Origin of the sequence: Bradyrhizobium sp. ARR65 (assembly GCF_000472385.1) — a bacterium.
GTDB lineage: Bacteria > Pseudomonadota > Alphaproteobacteria > Rhizobiales > Xanthobacteraceae > Bradyrhizobium.
This window is the reverse complement of record NZ_AWZU01000020.1, coordinates 1-20,795: the sequence shown is the minus strand read 5'-3', so window position 1 is coordinate 20,795 and position 20,795 is coordinate 1. Positions and strand designations below refer to the sequence as shown.

Here is a 20,795-nt window from a genome sequence, read left to right as displayed (position 1 = left end):
GGTCCGGATCATGCGCTAATGCTCCGCCGCTCCTGCGGGGCGCAGCTTCTGCAGTTCCGGAAAATCCTCTTCGTGGAATTCGATGCCGCGCAGCGGATCGTGGCGGTCGTTGTCCTGCTCCAGCCGCCGCAGTTGCACGCGGCGGATCTTTCCGGAGATCGTCTTGGGCAATTCCGTCACGAGCTCGATCCGCCTGATCCGCTTAAAGGGCGCAAGATGGCTGTGCAGATGCTGGAAAATCGAAAGGGCAGTGTCCCGCGACGGCCCAGCGCCGGCGGCGAGCAGCACATACGCCTTCGGCACGGCCAGCCGGATCGCATCGGGTGACGGCACCACGGCGGCTTCCGCGACAGCCTCATGCTCGAGCAGCACGCTTTCCAGCTCGAACGGGCTGATGCGATAGTCGGAGGATTTGAAGACGTCATCGGAGCGGCCAACGAAGGTCAGATAGCCCTCGTCGTCGACGAACACCACGTCGCCGCTGCGATAGAGCGCGCCGTCGGCGCCCGACAGCTTGCCGTCCTCGCCTTGATAGCCCTGCATCAGGCCGGCGGGCCGATCGGCCCCCAACAGCAACGTCACTTCGCCTTCCGTGGTCGGATAGCCATCGGGATCGATGATCTGTACGCGATAGCCGGGCAGCGGCCGGCCCATCGAGCCGACTTTGACCTTCTGTCCCGGCGAGTTGCCGGCAAGCGCGGCGGTCTCGGTCTGGCCGTAGCCGTCGCGGATGGTCAGACCCCAGGCGGCGCGCACCTGATCGATCACTTCCGGATTGAGCGGCTCGCCGGCGCCGCAGGCTTCGCGCAAGCTCACCTTGAAATCGGACAGCCGCTCCTGAATGAACAGCCGCCACACCGTCGGTGGCGCGCAGAGCGTGGTGACGCGGCAGCGGCCGATGGTGGCAAGCAGGCCCTTGGCATCAAAGCGCGGCTGGTTGACCACGAACACCGTCGCGCCGGCGTTCCACGGCGCGAAGAAGCAGCTCCAGGCATGCTTGGCCCAGCCGGGCGAAGAAATGTTCAGGTGAACGTCGCCGGGCTGCAGGCCAAGCCAATACATGGTCGAGAGATGGCCGACCGGATAGCTGCGCTGGCTGTGCCGCACGAGCTTCGGCTTAGCCGTGGTGCCCGAGGTGAAATAGAGCAGCATCGGGTCGTCGGCCTGCGTCGGACCATCCGGAGCAAATGTCTCGGGGAAAGCCGCCGCCTGGTCGAACGGCAGCCAGCCGTCTCGAGCGGTTCCGCCAACGGCAATGCGCACCAGATCGCTGCCGCCGAGCTGCGCGAATTTCGCGACCTGGTCCTGCGCCGCTACCACCACCTTCGCTCGGCCGCGATCGAGGCGATCGCGCAACTCGTCTGCCGTCAGCAGCGTGGTCGCGGGGATCACGACGACACCCAGCTTCATCGCCGCCAGCATGGTCTCCCAGAGCGGCACGACGTTGCCGAGCAGCAGCAACAGATGGTCGCCGCGCCTCAAGCCTTGCGCGCGCAGGAAGTTTGCGACCTGGTTGGAACGGCGCGACAGCGCGGCGAAGGACAGCTTTGTCTCGCGGTTCTGGCCGGAATCGACGATCCACAGCGCGGCGCGATCCCTGCTCTCGGGATTGCGCGCCAACTCCGCATCGAACCAGTCCAGCGCCCAATTGAACGGGGTGGGGTTAGGCCAGCGAAAACCTTTGACGGCCGCCTCGTAGTCGGTCCGATGTTTCAGCAGAAAGGCGCGCGCTTCCTGAAAGGTGGTCATCAGCTCGTCCCGGCAAGGCTTCTAACGTGCCGGATAATGCCCGAAAAATCCACCCCGCCGTGACCGGCGGCCTCAAACGACTTGTAGATCTCCTGCGCGTGCTTGCCGAGCGGGGTCGCCGCGCCAGCAGCCTTGGCCGCATCCTGCGCCAGCGTCAGATCCTTCAGCATCAAGGCCGCGGCAAAGCCGGGCTTATAGTCGTTGTTCGCCGGCGAGGCCGGGACCGGGCCCGGAACCGGGCAATAGGAAGTCAGCGACCAGCACTGCCCCGATGACGTCGAGGCGACATCGAACAGCGCCTGGTGCGAGAGCCCGAGCTTCTCGGCGAGAGTGAAGGCCTCGCTCACCGCGATCATGGAAATGCCGAGGATCATGTTGTTGCAGATCTTGGCCGCCTGGCCTGCGCCGCCGCCGCCGCAATGCACGATCTTCTTGCCCATCTTCTCCAGTACCGGCTTTGCGGCCGCAAACGCCTTCTCCTCGCCGCCGCACATGAAGGTCAGCGTCGCCGCCTTGGCGCCGCCGGTGCCGCCCGAGACCGGCGCGTCGATGGAGAGGATGCCGTGTTTGGCCGCCAGCGTATGCGCCTCTCGGGCGCTCTCGACATCGATGGTCGAGCAATCGATGATCAGCGCGCCCTTATCCATCGCGGGGACGACGTCGTTCCAGACCACGAGCACGTGCTTGCCGGCGGGAAGCATGGTGACCACGACTTCGGCGCCCTTCACCGCGGACACGGCGCTGTCGGCGATCGCGGCGCCGTCGCTTTCCGCCTGATTGCGCAAGGCTTCCACCAGGTCGAAGGCGACCACCTTGTGGCCGGCCTTCACCAGATTGGCCGCCATCGGTCCACCCATGTTACCGAGGCCAATGAATGCGACGGTTGCCATCTCGATCTCCTCCCCTTCAAAACGATCTTATCTGGCCGGATCGAACACCAGCTCGTCGGCGCCGATTTCGGCGAAATAAGGCGCGACCATCTCCATCGTGACATCCTCAATTGCCGCGGGCGACCATTTTGGATCGCGGTCCTTGTCGATTACGGCGGCGCGCACGCCTTCGCGAAAATCATCGCTCCGGAACACTTCGAGCGCGGCACGATATTCGCGCACCAGGCAGTGCTCCAGCGAGGACGCGCTTCGCGCCAGCCGCAGCAATTTGAGCGTCACCACCATGCCGCGCGGCGATTTTTCGCCGAGAGTCTTCAGCGTCGACAACGCAAGGTCCGATCCATCCTGCCGCAGGGCGGCCAGGATATCCTGCATGCGGTCAAAGGCGAACCATTTGTCGATCCGCGGCCGCAAGGCTGCCACGGGGCCGGAGGTTTCGCCCGTGGCAAAGCCTTCGATCAGCGACGCGATCTCGTCCGACGACGTTCCCGGTCGAACCTTGGTCAGGACATCTCGCAGCTCGGCAAGCTTGCCTGAGGGCACGACCGCATCTCCAAAGCGCGCGTAGATCGCATCCGGCCCGTTCATCGTCTGACCGGTGAGACCGAAATAGGTGCCGAGCTCGCCCGGTGCACGCGACAACAGCCAGGTGCCGCCGACATCGGGGAAGAAGCCGAGGCCCACCTCAGGCATCGCCAGCTTGGTGCGCTCGGTGACGACGCGATGCCGGCCATGTGCGGACAGGCCGACGCCGCCGCCCATGACGAGCCCGTCCATGAACGCGACATAGGGTTTGGGATATTTCGCGATCCGCGCGTTCATGACGTATTCCTGACGCCAGAACACTTTGCCAAGATCGCCGCCGGCCTTCGAGCTCTGATAGAGCCCGCGGATATCGCCGCCCGCGCACAGGCCGCGCTCGCCGGCCCCTTCCAGCAGAACGACCGCGACGGCAGGATCGGCCTCGAAGCGGTCGAGCGCCGCATCGATCCCGAGCGACATCTCCAGCGTCATGGCATTGATCGCCTTCGGGCGGTTGAGCCGGATGATGCCGGCCGAGCCTTCGCGGCGAACGACCAGGTCCCCTTCGTTTTCCTCCGTCGCGGGAGCCGTCGTCATCGCGCGCCCTCGATCATCTTGCGCGCCACGATCAGACGCATGATTTCATTGGTGCCTTCGAGGATCTGATGCACGCGCAAGTCGCGCACGATCTTCTCGATGCCGTATTCGCTCAAATAGCCATAGCCGCCATGAAGCTGGAGCGCCTGGTTGGCGACCTCGAATCCGACATCGGTGCCGAAGCGTTTCGCCATCGCGCAGAGCATGGTCGCATTGGGGTCTTTGCGGTCGAGCGCCGCCGCGGCACGCCAGAGAAAGGTGCGGGCTGCTTCGAGTTCGGTCGCCATGTCGGCGATGCGAAACTGCAAGGCCTGGAATTCATCCAGCCGTTTGCCGAACGCCTTGCGCTCCTTCATATAGGCGAGTGCCTTGTCGAGTGCAGCCTGCGCCCCGCCGAGTGAACAGGCGGCGATGTTGAGCCGTCCGCCGTCGAGCCCGGCCATCGCGATCTTGAAGCCAATACCCTCCTCGCCCAGCCGATTTGCAACCGGCACGCGGGCGTTCTCGAAAATCACCGCGCGCGTCGGCTGCGCGTTCCAGCCCATCTTGCGTTCATTGGCGCCGAGCGAGACGCCGGGCGTGTCGCCTTCGACGACCAGCGTCGAAATGCCCGATGGCCCGTCGCCGCCGGTGCGCACCATCACGACATAGAGATCGCCGCCGCCCGCGCCTGAAATGAACTGCTTCTGGCCGTTCAGTACGTAAGTATCGCCGTCGCGCACGGCGCGGGTGCGCAGCGCCGCCGCATCCGAACCCGAGCCAGGCTCGGTCAGGCAGTAACTCGCCAGATACTCCATTGTGCAGAGTTTTGGCAGCCATCTCTTGCGCTGCGCCTCGTTGCCGAAGGCATCGATCATCCACGAGGCCATGTTATGGATCGAGATGAAGGCCGACACCGTCGGACAGCCCATCGCTAACGCCTCGAAGATCAGCGCCGCATCGAAGCGCGTCATGTCAGAGCCGCCGACATCGTCGCGAATATAGATGCCGCCCATGCCGAGCTTGGCGGCCTCGCGCATGACCTCGACCGGAAAATGCTTCTCCTCGTCCCAGCGGATGGCATGCGGCGCGATCTTTTCCGCGGCGAAATCCCGCGCCATGTCACGAACCGCAAGCTGGTCCTCGTTCAGAGCGAACTGCATGCGTTGTCCACGTTCCTTCAGCTTTGGCCTACGTCTGCGTCATTGCGAGGTGCGAAGCGACGAAGCAATCCAGCTACTGCCCGGGACCAACTCTGGAGTGCTTCGCCTCGCTCGCAATGACGGCACTAGGCGGTTTAGTGGGAGCCTTGCCTCTCATTTCATCGTCGGAATCGAAAACTCCGCGCCCTCCTTCACGCCGGATGGCCAGCGCGAGGTCACCGTCTTGGTCTTGGTGTAAAAGCGGATCGAGTCCGGACCATGCTGGTTGAGGTCGCCGAAGCCCGACTTTTTCCAGCCACCGAACGTGTAATAGGCGATCGGCACCGGGATCGGCACGTTGATCCCGACCATGCCGACATTGACCTTGGTCGCAAAATCGCGCGCGGCATCACCATCGCGAGTGAAGATCGCAACGCCGTTGCCGTAATCATGCTCCGACGGCAGCGCCAGCGCCTCGTTGTAATCATGCGCGCGCACCACGCTCAACACGGGCCCAAATATCTCTTCCTTGTAGATCCGCATGTCCTTGGTGACGTTGTCGAACAGGCAGCCTCCCATGTAGAAGCCGTCCTCGTAGCCCTGCATCTTGAAGGCGCGGCCATCGACCGCGAGCGTCGCGCCTTCCTTGATACCGATCTCGACATAGTTCTTCACCCGCTCGACCGCTTCGCGCGTCACCAGCGGGCCGTAATCGGCCGACGGATCGATCGAGGTGCCGATCTTCAAGGACTCCACGCGCGGGATCAGCTTTTCCATCAGCCGATCGGCCGTGGCCTTGCCGACGGGGACCGCAACCGACACCGCCATGCAACGCTCGCCGGCCGAGCCGTAGCCCGCACCGATCAGCGCATCCACGGCCTGATCCATGTCGGCATCGGGCATCACGATGGCGTGGTTCTTGGCGCCGCCGAAGCATTGGCAGCGCTTGCCGGTCGCGGCCGCGCGCTCGTAGATATATTGCGCGATCGGCGACGAGCCGACAAAGCCGACCGCCTTGATGTCAGGATCGTCGAGGATCGCATCGACCGCTTCCTTATCCCCGTTGACCACGTTCAGGATACCCGGCGGCAGGCCCGCTTCTATCATGAGCTCGGCGAGCCGCATTGGCACGCCGGGATCGCGCTCGGAGGGTTTCAGGATGAAGGCATTGCCGCAGGCGATGGCAGGGGCGAATTTCCACATCGGGATCATCGCGGGGAAATTGAAGGGCGTGATGCCCGCGACCACGCCGAGCGGCTGGCGGAGGGAATAGATGTCGATGCCGGGGCCGGCGCCTTCGGTATATTCGCCCTTCATCAGATGCGGAATGCCGATCGCAAACTCGACGACCTCCAGGCCGCGCTGGATGTCGCCCTTCGCGTCAGGAATGGTCTTGCCGTGTTCGCGCGCGAGCAGCTCGGCCAGCTTGTCGTAGTCACGCTGCACCAGCTCGAGAAACTTCATCATCACCCGTGCGCGACGCTGCGGGTTGGTGGCGGCCCATTCCGGCTGCGCGGCCTTGGCATTTTCCACCGCCGCACGCACTTCCGCCTTCGAGGCGAGCGCGACCTTGGCCTGAACATCCCCGGTCATCGGCTCGAAAACGTCGCCAGTCCGCCCTGAAGTGCCCTTGACCTCGCGTCCGCCGATAAAATGTCCGATTGAACGCATGCGTTCCTCCAATCCTGTTCGATGCCGGTTTGGGGCGGCATCTTGCAGTGTTTGGAGCGTTTGGGAAGTTCTTTTCCGCGCGGCGGTTTTGCGAAAATGCTGCCCTAGGCCCAACGAGGCGCGGCTTCGCCTAAAGGCGTAGGCCAATACCCTAAAAATCTGCGGCTTAATGGCGCGCGGCCGCGGTTTTCACCGCGTTTTTCTTGGCGGCCGGCTTCTTCGGCAGCGGCTTCGCCGCACGTCCGAGCGCGACGTCGCGCCCGGCCTGCAAGATCTCATCCGAAAATTCGCCATTGCCGGCAATCCGCGCCAGGACCAGCGTTCCCATCATCGTGGCGAGCAGGCTGGCGGCCTGCTTGCGCGCCGCCTTGCGCGGCACGCCCGGGATCTGCTCAGCCATGAGGTCGATCAGTTGTTCAACCTTCGCCGCGAAAGCCTTGCGAGTCTTCGGGCTCTCCCGGGCGACTTCCGCACCCAGCGAGGTGATGGCACAGCCATGGCCGGGATCGTCGCGGTGGGCCGGCGTCAGGTAGCTCTCCACGATCGCAGCCAGCCGCTTGTCAGGCGCGGTTTGCTCGGCGATCTTGCGCCAATGCTCGATCGAGCGATCCATCGCATAGGCGAAGGCCTCGATGACCAGGGCGTCTCGCGATTCGAAATGGGCATAGAACCCGCCATGAGTGAGCCCGGCCTCTTTCATCAGGTCGGCAACGCCGACGCCATGCGCGCCCTTCTCGCGCAGCCGCACCGCGGCCTTGCGCACGATCCGCGCATGGGTTTCCTGCTTGTGTTCCTTGGAATAGCGCATGGGCGTCCTATGGAATGTCCGTAGTCATATAATAGCATCGAGGCCGGGCAAAAGCTGCCCCTATTTCGTTAACTCGCGTTCATGTCCAAGCTATTCGCAGCTTGACAACGCCCAGGCTTGAGCCGGAAGTGCATTCTCGCTCAACCCCAAGCGACGGGACCTCTGATGCACATGCTCAATCACCATTGCGGCGTCGATCGCGACGGCCGCGGCGTCATCACGCTCACGGTCATCAATGCGGGCTCGCTCAATATTTTGAGCTCGCCCGTGATCAGTGCGTTGCGCGAGGGGCTGGAGCAGCTCGCGGGGGATCGGGGTATTCGCGCCCTGGTGCTGAAAGGGGGCAGCGAAAAGAGCCTGATCGGCGGCGCCGACATCAAGGAAATGGCACGGCTCGACCAGCCCTCCGCTGAAGCCTTCATCACGCGCCTGCGCGATCTTTGCGAGGCCGTGCGCGCCTTTCCCGCACCTGTGATCGCCCGCATGCCCGGCTGGTGCCTCGGCGGCGGGCTGGAGGTCGCGGCGGCCTGCGATTTCCGGATTGCAGCGCATGATGCCAGATTCGGCATGCCCGAGGTGCGGGTCGGCATTCCCTCGGTGATTCACGCCGCGTTGCTGCCGCGGCTGATCGGCTGGGGTCGCGCGCGCTGGCTGGTGATGACGGCCGAAAATATCGATGCCCCCACCGCCCTCGCCTGGGGACTGGTCGACAAGGTTGCCCCGGAAGGTGGGCTGGATGAAGCGGTGGAGCATACGCTGAGCGCGCTGCTTGAGTGCGGTGCGGAAGCGCTCCGCGCACAAAAGGCGCTGCTGCGCGCGTGGGAGGAACTGCCATTGAAGCAGTCGGTCGATTTGAGCATCGGCGTGTTCGGCCAGTCATTTCTCACCGATGAGCCGAAGCATCTGATGCAGGCGTTCATTGATCGGAAGCGGTAGCCGATATCGTCTTCCGTCGTCCAGTCGTCGATCAACGCCCTGAATACTGGGCGTGGGCATGGCGGTATCCGTGCCGCTCATGCCGCAGGATGTGACGTGTGATCTGACGATCGCGCTTCAGGCCGCCGAGTTGCTTCTGTGAATTCGACTCGCCGGTCGATTCGATCGCCTGTTGCTGCTTATGTGAGGTGACTTGGCTCAAGGCAGGTGAACCAGCAAGCGACGCCGCCACCGTCATCGTGATGAACAGGATCCGGGTCATGCTCTCCTCCTAATACCGCATTGAGGAAAACGCTCGCTGCGGGAACGGCGTTCCAGCCACGCGGTCTGAGCTGATGGTGGATCCGAGATTGGAACACAGAAAGCGCGGCCCCGGGGAGCGAAGCGACACCCGGGAACGGCACGAGCGCTACGCTCAAAGCGGTGGCCTCGCTCATGGCACAATGGCGTAAACGAAGCGCCCCGACGCTCGACATAGCGCACGAAAATCACGTCGGGCCTGCTGCGCCGCAGGGTTGACTATGATCCGTCTAGGCGGGGCCGCCGCCGTCCATCATTCTACGTTTAACGCTTTCGCAGGTCTTGCGAACGTCCTCAGTGAACATCGCGCAATCCTCGATGCGCTTGAATATTTTCTTGGCTTCTTCACGATAAGCCGCTGCCGTATCACGCATATACGCGATCGCGTTGTGCACCTCGGCCGTCATCGCCTCGCATTTTTTCGCCGCGCTGATCAGTTCGGCTCCCATGGCTTCGATTTCCTTGGCGGCCGCTTCATAGTCGCGCACCACCGCCTCGGCACTGAGTACGCCGACGCGCGGAACGCCCTTTTGGTGCTCGACATAGCTTGGCAACGGCTCAGCTTGACCAGGCGTCCCCTTGGCCGGAACCGGAAGGTTCGCTGTGACATCTGCTTCAAGCTTGGCTAGGTCCAGCGACTTGGACTTTGGAAATTGCTCGACATTTGCCATAGGTCCATCCTTTTACTCGGGACCGGACTTTACCCCGTGAGCAAAAGCGGCCCGATGCGCGACGAGTCCGGACGGCACTCCTCGGGCCTTGACCATCCGGCGGGGGACCGCCCGTTCGAGATGGCAAGCCGATGGTAAGCGCTGATTCGTGGCAAAAACCGGGGTAATCAGCGGCAACAAAGCTCCCGGAGTACGTCCCGGACATCTTTCCCACAGCGAGAGAAACGGTGGAGTTCGCGACCAAGCCTGACGTCCGCCACTCCTGTACCATCTCGGCCGACGTCGAGCCTGATGGCGGCAAGTGGCAGCTCTCAGCTCGCTGCCGAGGTTCCTCCCTCCCCACCATTGCAAATCTTGCGGCGCATCATATGATGATAATCATACAACTTTGATGCCAAGGAGATCCGCCATGGCCGCCGCCTCCGACCCCGTCGTCATCGTATCCGCCGCTCGCACCCCGCTCGGCCGCTTCATGGGTGGGCTTTCGCCGCTGAGCGCCCACAAGCTCGGTTCCCACGTGATCGGTGCCGCGCTGGAACGCGCGAAACTCGCGCCAGAAAGGATCGACGAGGTTTTCATGGGCAATGTGCTGCCGGCCGGACAGGGCCAGGCACCGGCGCGACAGGCGGCGCGCGGCGCCGGATTGCCGGATGCGACCGGCGCCACCACCGTCAACAAGGTCTGCGGCTCGGGGATGAAGGCAACCATGCTCGCGCATGACATTATCAGGGCCGGGTCCGCCAATATCGTCATTTCCGGCGGCATGGAGAGCATGACCAATGCGCCCTATCTGCTCGCCAAGGCGCGCTCCGGCTATCGCGCCGGCCATGACCGCATCATCGACCACATGATGATGGACGGCCTGGAGGACGCCTATGAGACTGGCCGCTCCATGGGCGACTTTGGCGAGGCGACCGCGGAAGCCTACCAATTCACCCGCAAGGACCAGGATGCCTACGCGATGGAGACGCTCACGCGGGCGCGCAAGGCAGTCGAGAGCGGTGCCTTCAGGGCCGAGATCGCGCCGGTCGCCATCGATGAAAAGACCGGTCCTAAAATGATTGCCGACGACGAGCATCCGCTGAAAGTTGATCCGGCCAAAATTCCCGCGCTGAAGCCGGCCTTCCGCACCAACGGAACCATTACGCCCGCGGCCTCCTCCGCCAACGCCGATGGCGCCGCCGCGCTGGTGCTGACAACGCGCTCGCTTGCGGACCGCGGGGGCCTCCCGATCCTCGCGGAAATCAGGGGCCACGCCACTCACAGCCAGGAACCGCGATGGTTCACCACCGCGCCGATTCCTGCGATACGCAAACTGCTCGACAAAGTCGGCTGGCAAGTCTCCGATGTCGATCTATTCGAGATCAACGAAGCCTTTGCGGTCGTGGCGATGGCGGCGCAGCGCGACCTTGGCATTCCCCGTGATCGGCTGAACGTCAATGGCGGTGCATGCGCGCTCGGCCATCCCATCGGCGCCACCGGCGCGCGGTTGATTGTGACGCTCTTGCATGCGCTGGAAGCCCACAACGCCAAGCGCGGCATCGCCGCACTCTGCATCGGCGGGGGAGAGGCAACTGCGATCGCGGTGGAACGGATCGCGCATTAGAGCATGATCCGGACCCGGCGGGCCGCGTTGACGCAGAGTGGAAACCGGTTGCCCTTAGCCGACAAACGCGAAGCGTTCGCGCGGAGATCATGCTCAAACAAAGAGATGAGATCATGGTCCGATTCCGTTTAGGATCTAGTGTTTCGGGCATGTCCGAAAATGAGGGAAGTACGGCATTTAAGTCACGCAAGCCTTGCGTCAGGATGGCCAGGGTCAAACGCACCTCCACGTAGATTTTTCTGAGGATCAATGATTTCGAACTGGCTCGCGGCGGCCCTCGCCCGCCGCAACATTCACTACGGCTGGGTGATGGTGGGCGTCACCTTCTTTGCATCGCTGATCGCGGCCGGCACGGTCGGCTCCCCCGGCGTCTTCATCGTTCCCTTGCAGCGCGAGTTCGGCTGGAACACCGCCGAAATTTCCTCTGCGCTCTCGATCCGCTTCGTGCTGTTCGGCCTGATGGCGCCATTCGCGGCGGCGCTCATGAACCGCTACGGCCTTCGCAACGTGACGCTGACAGCGCAGCTCATCGTGGTCTGCGGCCTACTGGCATCGCTCGAGATGACGCAGGTCTGGCAGCTCATAGTGCTGTGGGGCGTGGTGATCGGCATCGGCACCGGGATGACCGCGCTGGTCCTCGGCGCAACGATTGCCGCCCGCTGGTTCGCCGCGCGCCGCGGGCTTGTGGTAGGCATCATGACCGCGAGCGTCGCTACCGGGCAACTGGTGTTCCTGCCGCTGCTCGCCAGCCTGACTGAGCGTTTCGGCTGGCGCATTGCACTTGGCCTTGTCTGCGTGGTGCTTGGCGCATCCGCGCTTGCGGTGGCGATGGTGATGTGCGACCGCCCGAGTGACGTGGGCCTGCGGCCGTTTGGCGACAAAGGCACCGAGCCGCTACCCGTAGCACCCGCCAGCAACGCGCCGATCATGGCCGCCGCGCTCGGCACGCTCCGCGATGCATCCAGGTCAAGCGTGTTCTGGATTCTGTTCGCGACCTTCTTCATCTGCGGCGCCAGCACCAATGGCTTGGTCCAGGTTCACCTCATTCCGATGTGCCTCGACTTCGGCATCCCGCAGGTCCAGGCCGCAAGCCTACTCGCGGCGATGGGCATCTTCGATTTCTTCGGTACCATCGTGTCCGGCTGGCTGTCGGATCGTTACGACAATCGCTGGCTCCTGTTCTGGTATTACGGCCTGCGCGGGCTGTCGCTCGTGTTCCTGCCATTCAGCGACTTCTCCTTCTACGGCCTGTCGCTGTTTGCGATGTTCTATGGGCTCGATTGGGTCGCGACCGTGCCGCCGACGGTGCGGCTCACGGCACAGCGCTTCGGCCCCGAGCGCGCCAATCTGGTGTTCGGTTGGATCTTCGCCGCCCACCAGCTCGGTGCCGGAACCGCAGCCTTCGGCGCCGGGCTGTCGCGGACGCTGCTCGCAAGCTATCTGCCCGCCTTCTTCGCCGCCGGTGCGCTCTGTATCATCGCGGCAGCGAGCGTGCTCGCAATTTCGCGCCATCCAAAGCCGGTGGTGACCTAATTGTGCAGACCGGTGCCCAGCATGATGCTTTGTGCGGAGTAAGCCCAAGCCACTGCCTGCGCAGGCGGAAGCACCATCGTGGTTGAACGACGAGGACTACGGCCTGATCGCCATGTTCTTCGCCAGTCCCGGCGTTCGCAGCGGCTCCGCGAGGCGCGCGAATTCGCAGAGCAACGATCGCGTCTTCCTGGGATCGATGATCTCCTCCACCCAGAATTTCTCGGCGGAGCGAAACGGCGAGCGCAGCTTGTTGAGGCGGTCCTCGATCTCTTTCAGCTTTGCGACCGGATCGTCTGCCGCGTCAATCTCGGCGCGGTACGCCGCTTCGATGCCGCCCTCGAGCGGCAGCGAACCCCAATAGGCCGAGGGCCAGGCGTAGCGGATCGAGAAGCGATCCGCCGGCTGATGCACGACCCCTGCGACCCCAAAGGAGTTGCGGATGATCACCGTGCACCAAGGCACGGTAGTCTGGTTGACTGCTGCCATTGCGCGCACACCGTGGCGGATGGTCGCCGCCTTCTCCGCCTCCAGCCCGATCATGAAGCCGGGGCAATCCATCAGATAGACAATCGGCAGATGGAAGGTCTCGGCGAAGTCGACCCAGCGCACCACCTTCTGACAGGCCTCCGCGGTCCACGAGCCGCCATAGTGGAAAGGATCGCTCGCGAGCAAGAGCACCGCCCGTCCCTCTAGTCGCGCCAACCCCACGATGATCGGACGGCCGAAATTGCTGTTCACCTCGAAGAACGAACCCTTGTCGACCACGGACTCGATGATCGGGCGCATCTTATAGACTTGGCGGCGGTTGCGTGGCACCGCCCGGACCAGCGCTTCCTCCGAGCGTTCCGGATCGTCACTCGAGCGCAGCGTCGGCGGCAACTCGAACACGGAAGACGGCAGGTAGGAGAGGAAGCGGCGTGCGCGCGCAAACGCCTCCTCCTCGGTGTCGACGGCGTCATCGACGCCGCCGGCGCGGGTCTGGATGTCGGCGCCGCCGAGCTCCTGCTTGGACAAGTCCTGGCCGAGCCGCTTCACCACCGGCGGCCCCGCGACGAACATGGCGGAGTTGCGCGTCATGATCGAGTAATGGCTCGCAGCAAGCCGCGCCGCGCCAAGACCTGCGACCGAACCAAGCCCCAAAGCCACGACCGGGACATGCGCGAGATTCTCGGTCGTGTAGCGGTACCAACGGTTGCCGCCGATGCCGCCCGGCAGATTGGCCGCGCCCTTGGTCTCGATGGTCTTCACTGAGCCGCCGCCGCCGGAGCCCTCGATGATGCGGATGATCGGCAGGCGGAAATCATGCGCCATTTCTTCCGCCATCAAGGGCTTGGCCGAGATCGATGCATCCGCGGAGCCGCCGCGCACGGTGAAATCGTCGCCGACCACGACCACGGTGCGGCCGTCGAGCTTGGCACGGCCGAACACGCAATTCGCCGGCGTCACATGCTTGAGCTCGCCGCTCTCGTCATACTCGCCGATGCCGGAGATCGCGCCGATCTCGTGGAAGCTCTTCGGGTCGACCAATTTGTCGATCCGTTCGCGGACGGTGAGGCGGCCCTGGTCGCGCTGTCGTTTGACCTTCTCAACGCCTCCCATCTCGCGCGCGAAGGCCTCGCGCCGAGCGAGCTCGTCGAGTTCGGGCTTCCAGTTCATTCGCTTCCTCCGTCCGGGTGATCTTGTTATTTGGTGCGGCCATCGCCAGCGGCTTTCGCTCCAACCGGTTGTTGAAGAGATCGCCTTCCGCACTCTCGAGCAGGCTGCCGATCGCTGTAGCGAGCTCGCGCATAGACGGCGCGACCTCCTGGTGCAGACGCTGTTCGTCATACATCGCAGCGAGCAGTCCGATCGTCACCACGACGAAAGTTTGATATTGCGGCGACCACAGCGGCACCGCGACGCCATTGATATGCGGCGACCACAAGCCGCAAGCAACGACATAACCGTTCTCTTTGAGGAAGCGACGGTTGTTCTCCATCCGCGGCTTCAGCACCTTGGCGCTTTCCGGCACCTCACGCTCCATCTCGGCCAGCAGCGCATCGCCGACTTCAGGCTCCAATGCAGCGGTATAGGCGTGGCCCGCAGCCGTGCTCGCCATCGAGATGCGGCTGCCGGTGACCTCATGCAGGCCGAGCGCGTTCGCCGAGCGAGCAAATTCGAGATAGACGAGGTGGAAGCGATCGGGGATCACGAAACCGACGGTGCCGGGCAACTGCTCCGCGACGTCCTGCAGCCGCTGGCGGATCAGGTTGCGCAGCTGCAAGCCCTTCATCATCGAGGTGCTCATCGCCACCGCGCTCGGACCGATGCGATATTTCTGATCGCGCGGCAGGTATACGAGCTGGCCCATCCGCGTCAGCGTGTGTGTGAGGCGCGACACCGTCGAGCGCGGCAGGCCGCAGCGATTGGAGATTTCGAGATTGCCAAGCCGCGCTTCGTGGCCCTCGAAACATCTGAGCACGTCGAAGGCGCGTGAGACCACCTGAATGACGTCGCCCTCGCCTGCTGCATCACCGCAAAGCATTCTCGGCCTGCTGAGCCGCTCCGAGCGTCGTCCCATAGCTTCCACCCAATTCCGTTGTGCGGAATAAAATTCCGCTTGCAGAACAAGCTACCTCAGGCAATCTGCGCCGACAACAGTAAGTGAATTGGCATGCCAGATATCAGGATCGTTACCGAGGTCGCCGGACGCATCTGCGCGCTTCCCGTCGAGCCTGGCGCGAGCGTCGGCGGCGGCGACGACATCATCTTCGTCGAAGCGATGAAGATGGAAATTCCGGTCGCCTCGCCTGTGGCGGGCACATTGAAGTCCATTCTCGTCGCGATCGACGATGTCGTGGCCGAAGGCCAAGTGGTGGCGATCCTCGAGACCTGACGCGCTGCTTGCTCAAGCTTTGGCCAACCACTTGATACTCGCAAATGCAGCCCTGACACTTCACGGGCAGCGGCCTCGAGCGTGCGGTCTCAAGCGGAGTCGGCGTCGGATCGAGGCTTGTGACGGTCAAGATACGGGGCCTGCGCCTTACACAACCTCGCTCACCGGCTGCATGTCGATATCGAAGGTTTCGAGAAACTTCGATGTCATGATGTAGAAGCCGACCGCGAGTTGCAGTTCGACCAGGGCCGCGGGCGTCAACTTGGACGCGATCGCGTTGAAGGTCGCATCTTGTGGGCGGCGCAGCTTGACGATCTCGTCGGTGAAAGCAAGCGCGGCGCGCTGCACCTCGTTGAAGCAGGCCGCCGATTGCCAGTCTTCGAGCGATTCATTCTGCTCATCGGTAACCCCGACGTTCTTGCCGATGCGCTTGTGGGCCGCGACTTCATAGGGCGCTTCGCACAAAATGCCCGTGCGGGTGATCGCAAGCTCCCGCACCACCGGATCGAGCTCGCCCTTGTGCCTGATAGCGCCACCCAGCCGGCAATACTGCTCAAGATAGCTCGGCGAATGCGCCATCATGCGGAAGATGTTGGCGTTGCGATTCTTGCCCAGGAGTTCCTGCGTGCGCTCATTGTGCTTTGCGGGATCGCTGTATGCAATTCGGGCCATGATCCACCTTGAGCTTTCCAACCTTCTGCTAATTTCTTCAGCGATCAGTTGCTGAAAGAGTCTCGCGCGTCCGACGCAAGGGCAACATAAGTGAGTCAAATTGCCGCCGCATTACTGTTCGACCTTGATACAGTCGATATTCGCCGAGTGGGGACTCAATCGGGCGAATACGTTTCGTGGGGTGTTCCGAGTCAAGAAACTGACCGTCGAGCGCGGACGTCGCGCAACGATGAGTCGCGCCCAAGTTTAGGGAGAAAACAGGCATGAAGCATGCCACCAAGAGGGCAACCTCGGAGGCGCTTGCGCATTTGCTGGCGGTGACGGCGATGCTCGTCATCGCCAGCATTCTGTTTTATCGGGTTGAGAGGCCTTCGCAAAGCAAGGCACGAGCCGTCCACCAAATTGAACAAAGCGCGCAGTGACGGAATCGCCAATGGCGAGATTCCTCTCGCCATGAGCCATCATCCGAAAGCCCTCCACAGTATCGACCAGCACAAGATTATACGGCACATGGGCGCGGGTCTCCGGCGTTGCGGCGCGGCAGACCAAGCAGGTGGCGTAAATCGTCCCCTCGCCGCTGGCGCGCTGCTCGACCAGATCCGTCGCCCCGCAGGACGCGCAAAAGGCGCGGCGGAAATATTGCTTGGCGCCGCAGGACCTGCAGTTCTGATAGACGATCGCGGCTTCGCCCATGGTCCAATCGCCAAGCTTCTCGTTCATCGCTCCCGCTCCAAGAACATGCTGACGTGTGAGGAGAGCACGCCGCCATCGCCGTGCAGGAGCGCGAGCGAGGCGTCGCGCACCTGGCGGTCGCCCGCGCGGCCCGTCATTTGCAAATGCGTCTCAACCAGGTGCGCCATGGCGCCGCCGACGCCACAATGGCCATAGCTCAATAGCCCGCCATGGGTATTGAGCGGGATCTCGCCATCGCGAGAAAAATAGCCGGCGCGAACCCGCGCCGCCGCCTCGCCGCGGCCGGCCAGTCCCAGATCCTCCAGCAGCATCGCTAGCGTTATCGTAAAGCTGTCGTAGACGGCAGCATAGCGCACGTCGGAGATGCCGACGCCCGCGGCGGCCTTCGCCTTGGCGATCGCGATCTCCGCGCCGAACTCGCTTAATGCCGGCGCCGCCGTGACATGCTGATGCGTATGGGCCTGCGCGCAGCCGCGGATACGCACGCATGCCTCCGTCGTCGGATCGCGGCTCACGACGACGGCGGCGCCACCGTCGGAGACCGGGCAGCAGTCCAGAAGCTTCAGCGGTAGCGCCACCGGCTTCGATGCCATCACATCCGCGACCGTGATCGGTTCGTGGAACTGCGCACCGGGATGGGTCAACGCTTGGCGCCGCATCAGCACGGCGAACTCCGCGAGGTCTTCCTGCGTCACGCCATACTCGTGCATGTAGCGCGAGGCGACGAGGCCGTAATAGGCGGGAATGGTCGGCCCGAGCGGCACCTCGTAATCGGGATGGCCGACCTGGGCAAGCGCCTGGATCGAGGCGTCCCGGCTCTGGCCGGTCAGCCGGTTCTCGCCGGCAACCACCAACACATTTCGGGCGACACCGGCATTGACCAGCGTGTGAGCAAGCATGGTCATCGCGAGTCCCGTCGCGCCGCCGACCTGCACCGCATGCGCATAAGACGGCCGGATGCCGAAATGCTCGGCAAAGACGGTGGCCAGCATGATATGCGGCGAGACCGTGCTGTAGCCGCAGAGGATGCCGTCGATCTCGCCATGGTTCAGCCCGGCATCGCCAAGCGCCAGGCTTGCTGCCTTGCTCATAAGGTCGAGCGAGGACGAGCCCTCGTGCTTACCGAATGATGTGAGCCCAACGCCGGTGATGTAGCTCATGCTGATGCCTCTCGTTCCGTCATTCCGGGGCGGCCCGACAGGGCCGAACCCGGAATCTCGAAGTGGGAACGCACGCAAGCCAATGTCGAGATTCCGGGTTCGCGCGCCTTGCGCGCGCCCCGGAATGACGAGCAAGGGTTGAGGGCCACCAGCATCTCAATACGATTTCGGCAGGCCCAGCACCTTCTCGGCGATAAAGCTCAAGATCAGTTCGCGACTGACGGGTGCGATGCGCGGGATGAGCGATTCCCGCAAATAGCGCTCGACGTGAAATTCCTTCGCGTAGCCGAAGCCGCCGTGTGTCATGACCGCCTGCTCACAGGCGTGGAAACCGGCCTCGCCCGCCAGATATTTCGCCGAATTCGCCGCGGGGCCGCAACTCAGGCCCTTGTCGTAGTGCCATGCCGCCGACAGCGTCATCAGCCAGGCCGCCTCCAGCTCCATCCAGTTCTTCGCGAGCGGATGCTGGATCGCCTGGTTCGTGCCGATCGGACGGTTGAAGACGTTGCGCGTCTTGGCATAGCCGCTGGCGCGCGACAGTGCGAGCTGGCCGAGGCCCACGGCTTCCGCCGCAATCAGGATGCGCTCCGGGTTCATGCCGTGCAGGATGTATTCAAATCCGCGGCCTTCCTCGCCCAGACGATCCTCGACCGGGATTTCAAAGTTCTCGAAGAACAATTCGTTGGAATCGACGGGCTTGCGGCCCATCTTCTCGATCTCATGCACCGTGATGCGGCTGCGATCGAAATCGGTGTAGAACAGACTCAAGCCAAAGGTCGGGTTTTTCACCTCTTCCAGAGGTGTGGTGCGGGCGAGCAGCAAGATCTTGTTTGCCACCTGCGCGGTCGAGATCCAGACCTTCTGGCCATTGACGACATATTTGTCGCCTTGGCGAACCGCCCGCGTCTTCAACTGCGTGGTGTTGAGGCCCGTGTTCGGCTCGGTGACCGCGAAACAAGCTTTTTCGCGCCCTTCCACGATGCCCGGCAACATGCGCTTGCACTGCTCTTGCGTGCCGAACACGACCACGGGATTGAGCCCGAACACGTTCATATGCACCGCGGAGGCACCGGACATGCCGGCACCGGATTCCGAGATCGTCCGCATCATGATCGCGGCTTCGAGAATGCCCAAGCCTGAGCCGCCATATTCTTCGGGGATGCAGATGCCGAGCCAGCCGGCTTCCGCGAGCGCTTTGTGGAAGTCGGCCGGGAAACCGCCCTCCTTGTCCTTCTTCAGCCAATAGGCGTCATCGAAGCGCGCGCAGATCTTGGCCACGGCATCGCGGATCGATTCCTGGTTGGGAGTGAGCGCGAAATCCATGGCTCTTATCCTTCCGTAGCCGGCGATGGCCGAGTGACGCCATCGCGGAGCATGGCGGCGATTTCCTCGCCTGAGAAACCGGCCTCGCGCAAAATCTCCTCGCCCTGCTCATTGAGGCGCGGAGCAAGTCGCACCGGCTCGGCCTTGGTGTCGGACCAGTTCGCAGAGACCTTCATGCTGCGGATCGGCCCCTCGGTCGGGTGCTGAACCACCGGGAAGAAGCCGGTCGCAACCAGATGTTCGTCCTGCAAGATGCTTTGCAGGTCGTGCATGGGCATGACAGGGACGTCGGCCTTGTTGAGAAGCTCCATCCATTCGGCCGTGGTGCGAGTCTCGAAGATGCGCGCAAGCTCGCCATAGACCATATCGATATTGGCAGCACGCCCCGAGAAGGTCGCGAAGCGCGGATCGGCGCGCAGATCGTCACGGCCGGTCGCGTGGAAGAAATTCTCCCATTGCTTGTCGTTGTAGACGATCACGCTGATATGGCCGTCGGAGGTTTTGTAGGGCCTGCGGTCACGCGACAGATGCCGCGGATAGCCGCCTTTATCCAGCGGCGGCTCATAGGTGAGGCCGCCCATGTGGTCGCCCATCACAAAGCTCGCCATGGTCTCGAACATCGGAATGTCGACGCGCTGACCGCGCCCGGTGCGGTCGCGATGCACTAGGCTGGCGCAGATGGCGCCGACGGCTGTGAGGCCGACGATGCGATCGACCAGGGCATTCGGAACGTAGCGCGGAACACCGTCGCCGGTCTGCGCCATCAGCGCAGGCAGCGCAGTCGCGCCCTGGATCAGATCGTCATACGCGGGTTTGGCGGCATAGGGCCCGTCCTGGCCGAAGCCGAACACGCCCGCATAGATCAGGCGCGGATTGATGTCGGCCACCACATCGTAGCCGAGATTGAGCCGCGCCATCGCCTGCGGCCGCACGTTGTAAACGAGCACATCGGCGGATTTGATCAGACGCAGCACGGCCTCACGTCCCGCAGGCTTCTTCAAATCAAGGCAGATCGAACGCTTGCTGCGGTTGGTATTGAGGAACACCGGGCCCATGCCGGGATGCCGCGTCGGGCCGATCAGCCGCGTGACATCGCCATCGAGCGACTCCACCTTGATGACATCGGCGCCGTAATCCCCGAGCATCTGGGTGGCATACGGCCCCATCAGCACGGTGGTCATGTCGACGACTTTTATGCCCTGCAGCGGCCCCATTTCTCCTCCCGATGTTTTGATCGGGCCACCTAACGGCAGGGCGGAAGTGAGATCAAGCTGCGGCAGGGGCATGGGGCTATGCGCCTGGCTCCAATTCGGTCGGTCATTGCAATGGCGGCATACATCCGGGCCTCATGGTTCGAGACGGCGCTTGCGCGCCTCCTCACCATGAGGATTTCAGAGCGCGCCACGCATGATGACCTCATCTTAAGGAGCTTGCGAAGCAAGCGTCCCCAAGGATCGGCCATAAGAGACCGCTGCCGCAGTTCCGCGTTCTCGCGGCGCACAGCGTCCGAGTTTTGCAGGATCCATCACCCTCTTAGAAAACAGAGGGCGCAGGGAAGACCGGGTGCCCGCCGGCACCCGTGGGCCCTCGCGCGAAAAAGTACGCGCAAGAGCGCGAAGACCACAGGTGTAGGCGGAGAACACTCCGGCCTTCCCTGCGCAGTGGTTT

The 20,795-nt window shown here is 63.3% G+C and carries 18 protein-coding genes and 1 pseudogene; 4 read left to right on the top strand and 15 right to left on the bottom strand.

What is annotated here, in order from left to right; translation table 11 throughout:
- Positions 1-15: 15 nt before the first annotated feature.
- The 6 genes and pseudogenes from F758_RS0121580 to F758_RS0121555 form a co-directional block, all read right to left on the bottom strand.
- Entirely contained in the window at positions 16-1,749 is a 1,734-nt protein-coding gene (locus tag F758_RS0121580) for an AMP-binding protein (RefSeq protein WP_024509828.1), read from the bottom strand.
- Positions 1,749-2,651: pseudogene (mmsB, locus tag F758_RS0121575) on the bottom strand (3-hydroxyisobutyrate dehydrogenase); the annotation flags it as partial. The gene F758_RS0121580 and the pseudogene mmsB, both read right to left, overlap by 1 nt.
- A 15-nt stretch (positions 2,652-2,666) precedes the next feature.
- On the bottom strand, positions 2,667-3,758 hold the full coding sequence (locus tag F758_RS0121570) for an enoyl-CoA hydratase/isomerase family protein (RefSeq protein ID WP_035722692.1): 1,092 nt from the start codon (positions 3,756-3,758) through the stop codon (positions 2,667-2,669).
- Complete coding sequence (locus F758_RS0121565; RefSeq protein WP_024509825.1) at positions 3,755-4,900, bottom strand: isobutyryl-CoA dehydrogenase; 1,146 nt, start codon at positions 4,898-4,900, stop codon at positions 3,755-3,757. Before F758_RS0121565 ends, F758_RS0121570 begins: the two co-directional genes overlap by 4 nt.
- 153 nt (positions 4,901-5,053) lie before the next feature.
- Positions 5,054-6,550 (bottom strand): CoA-acylating methylmalonate-semialdehyde dehydrogenase, encoded by a 1,497-nt coding sequence (locus F758_RS0121560; RefSeq protein WP_024509824.1) that lies wholly within the window; start codon positions 6,548-6,550, stop codon positions 5,054-5,056.
- A gap of 166 nt (positions 6,551-6,716) precedes the next feature.
- The gene (locus F758_RS0121555; RefSeq protein ID WP_024509823.1) at positions 6,717-7,358 is read right to left on the bottom strand and encodes a TetR/AcrR family transcriptional regulator; all 642 of its coding nucleotides are present in this window, start codon (positions 7,356-7,358) and stop codon (positions 6,717-6,719) included.
- A 165-nt stretch (positions 7,359-7,523) separates the two neighbouring features.
- Here F758_RS0121555 and F758_RS0121550 point away from each other — a divergent pair, with 165 nt between their 5' ends.
- Positions 7,524-8,294: an enoyl-CoA hydratase gene (locus F758_RS0121550; protein ID WP_024509822.1), complete on the top strand. Its 771-nt coding sequence runs from the start codon at positions 7,524-7,526 to the stop codon at positions 8,292-8,294.
- 31 nt (positions 8,295-8,325) lie between these two features.
- Here F758_RS0121550 and F758_RS0121545 read toward each other — a convergent pair whose 3' ends face one another.
- On the bottom strand, positions 8,326-8,556 hold the full coding sequence (locus F758_RS0121545; RefSeq protein ID WP_024509821.1) for a hypothetical protein: 231 nt from the start codon (positions 8,554-8,556) through the stop codon (positions 8,326-8,328).
- Positions 8,557-8,824: 268 nt separating this feature from the next.
- The gene (locus F758_RS0121540) at positions 8,825-9,265 is read right to left on the bottom strand and encodes a hypothetical protein (RefSeq protein ID WP_024509820.1); all 441 of its coding nucleotides are present in this window, start codon (positions 9,263-9,265) and stop codon (positions 8,825-8,827) included.
- Between the two features lie 409 nt (positions 9,266-9,674).
- Here F758_RS0121540 and F758_RS0121535 point away from each other — a divergent pair, with 409 nt between their 5' ends.
- On the top strand, positions 9,675-10,871 hold the full coding sequence (locus F758_RS0121535) for a thiolase family protein (RefSeq protein WP_024509819.1): 1,197 nt from the start codon (positions 9,675-9,677) through the stop codon (positions 10,869-10,871).
- 249 nt (positions 10,872-11,120) lie between these two features.
- Positions 11,121-12,404 carry an MFS transporter gene (locus tag F758_RS0121530; RefSeq protein ID WP_024509818.1) on the top strand — a complete coding sequence of 428 codons (1,284 nt, stop codon included), beginning with the start codon at positions 11,121-11,123 and terminating at the stop codon, positions 12,402-12,404.
- Between the two features lie 96 nt (positions 12,405-12,500).
- Here the strand turns inward: F758_RS0121530 and F758_RS0121525 are convergent, their stop codons facing one another.
- Together F758_RS0121525 and F758_RS0121520 are read right to left on the bottom strand one after the other, a co-directional pair.
- A complete protein-coding gene (locus tag F758_RS0121525) occupies positions 12,501-14,060 on the bottom strand; it encodes an acyl-CoA carboxylase subunit beta (protein ID WP_024509817.1) in 1,560 nt (519 codons plus the stop codon).
- Complete coding sequence (locus F758_RS0121520; RefSeq protein WP_035722688.1) at positions 13,990-14,964, bottom strand: IclR family transcriptional regulator; 975 nt, start codon at positions 14,962-14,964, stop codon at positions 13,990-13,992. The genes F758_RS0121525 and F758_RS0121520 overlap by 71 nt, the downstream gene beginning before the upstream one ends.
- Positions 14,965-15,057: 93 nt before the next feature.
- Here F758_RS0121520 and F758_RS0121515 point away from each other — a divergent pair, with 93 nt between their 5' ends.
- The gene (locus F758_RS0121515) at positions 15,058-15,279 is read left to right on the top strand and encodes an acyl-CoA carboxylase biotin carboxyl carrier protein subunit (RefSeq protein ID WP_024509815.1); all 222 of its coding nucleotides are present in this window, start codon (positions 15,058-15,060) and stop codon (positions 15,277-15,279) included.
- Between the two features lie 147 nt (positions 15,280-15,426).
- Here F758_RS0121515 and F758_RS0121510 read toward each other — a convergent pair whose 3' ends face one another.
- The 5 genes from F758_RS0121510 to F758_RS0121490 form a co-directional block, all read right to left on the bottom strand.
- Positions 15,427-15,951 carry a carboxymuconolactone decarboxylase family protein gene (locus tag F758_RS0121510; protein WP_024509814.1) on the bottom strand — a complete coding sequence of 175 codons (525 nt, stop codon included), beginning with the start codon at positions 15,949-15,951 and terminating at the stop codon, positions 15,427-15,429.
- A 333-nt stretch (positions 15,952-16,284) separates the two neighbouring features.
- Positions 16,285-16,671, bottom strand: a complete 387-nt coding sequence (locus tag F758_RS0121505; RefSeq protein WP_024509813.1) for a Zn-ribbon domain-containing OB-fold protein — start codon at positions 16,669-16,671, stop codon at positions 16,285-16,287.
- The gene (locus tag F758_RS0121500) at positions 16,668-17,804 is read right to left on the bottom strand and encodes a thiolase family protein (RefSeq protein ID WP_024509812.1); all 1,137 of its coding nucleotides are present in this window, start codon (positions 17,802-17,804) and stop codon (positions 16,668-16,670) included. Before F758_RS0121500 ends, F758_RS0121505 begins: the two co-directional genes overlap by 4 nt.
- A 156-nt stretch (positions 17,805-17,960) precedes the next feature.
- Positions 17,961-19,127 (bottom strand): acyl-CoA dehydrogenase family protein, encoded by a 1,167-nt coding sequence (locus F758_RS0121495; RefSeq protein ID WP_024509811.1) that lies wholly within the window; start codon positions 19,125-19,127, stop codon positions 17,961-17,963.
- A gap of 5 nt (positions 19,128-19,132) precedes the next feature.
- The gene (locus tag F758_RS0121490) at positions 19,133-20,341 is read right to left on the bottom strand and encodes a CaiB/BaiF CoA transferase family protein (protein WP_024509810.1); all 1,209 of its coding nucleotides are present in this window, start codon (positions 20,339-20,341) and stop codon (positions 19,133-19,135) included.
- Positions 20,342-20,795: the final 454 nt, after the last annotated feature.

Bases quoted from the DNA above. Each gene is read 5' to 3' on its own strand.
- F758_RS0121510 (WP_024509814.1), bottom strand. From the start codon at position 15,951: ATGGCCCGAATTGCATACAGCGATCCCGCAAAGCACAATGAGCGCACG.
- F758_RS0121500 (WP_024509812.1), bottom strand. From the start codon at position 17,804: ATGAGCTACATCACCGGCGTTGGGCTCACATCATTCGGTAAGCACGAG.
- F758_RS0121525 (WP_024509817.1), bottom strand. From the start codon at position 14,060: ATGAACTGGAAGCCCGAACTCGACGAGCTCGCTCGGCGCGAGGCCTTC.
- F758_RS0121520 (WP_035722688.1), bottom strand. From the start codon at position 14,964: ATGGGACGACGCTCGGAGCGGCTCAGCAGGCCGAGAATGCTTTGCGGT.
- F758_RS0121490 (WP_024509810.1), bottom strand. From the start codon at position 20,341: ATGGGGCCGCTGCAGGGCATAAAAGTCGTCGACATGACCACCGTGCTG.
- F758_RS0121515 (WP_024509815.1), top strand. From the start codon at position 15,058: ATGCCAGATATCAGGATCGTTACCGAGGTCGCCGGACGCATCTGCGCG.
- F758_RS0121580 (WP_024509828.1), bottom strand. From the start codon at position 1,749: ATGACCACCTTTCAGGAAGCGCGCGCCTTTCTGCTGAAACATCGGACC.
- F758_RS0121565 (WP_024509825.1), bottom strand. From the start codon at position 4,900: ATGCAGTTCGCTCTGAACGAGGACCAGCTTGCGGTTCGTGACATGGCG.
- F758_RS0121550 (WP_024509822.1), top strand. From the start codon at position 7,524: ATGCACATGCTCAATCACCATTGCGGCGTCGATCGCGACGGCCGCGGC.
- F758_RS0121495 (WP_024509811.1), bottom strand. From the start codon at position 19,127: ATGGATTTCGCGCTCACTCCCAACCAGGAATCGATCCGCGATGCCGTG.
- F758_RS0121545 (WP_024509821.1), bottom strand. From the start codon at position 8,556: ATGACCCGGATCCTGTTCATCACGATGACGGTGGCGGCGTCGCTTGCT.
- F758_RS0121540 (WP_024509820.1), bottom strand. From the start codon at position 9,265: ATGGCAAATGTCGAGCAATTTCCAAAGTCCAAGTCGCTGGACCTAGCC.
- F758_RS0121535 (WP_024509819.1), top strand. From the start codon at position 9,675: ATGGCCGCCGCCTCCGACCCCGTCGTCATCGTATCCGCCGCTCGCACC.
- F758_RS0121530 (WP_024509818.1), top strand. From the start codon at position 11,121: ATGATTTCGAACTGGCTCGCGGCGGCCCTCGCCCGCCGCAACATTCAC.
- F758_RS0121505 (WP_024509813.1), bottom strand. From the start codon at position 16,671: ATGAACGAGAAGCTTGGCGATTGGACCATGGGCGAAGCCGCGATCGTC.
- F758_RS0121560 (WP_024509824.1), bottom strand. From the start codon at position 6,550: ATGCGTTCAATCGGACATTTTATCGGCGGACGCGAGGTCAAGGGCACT.
- F758_RS0121570 (WP_035722692.1), bottom strand. From the start codon at position 3,758: ATGACGACGGCTCCCGCGACGGAGGAAAACGAAGGGGACCTGGTCGTT.
- F758_RS0121555 (WP_024509823.1), bottom strand. From the start codon at position 7,358: ATGCGCTATTCCAAGGAACACAAGCAGGAAACCCATGCGCGGATCGTG.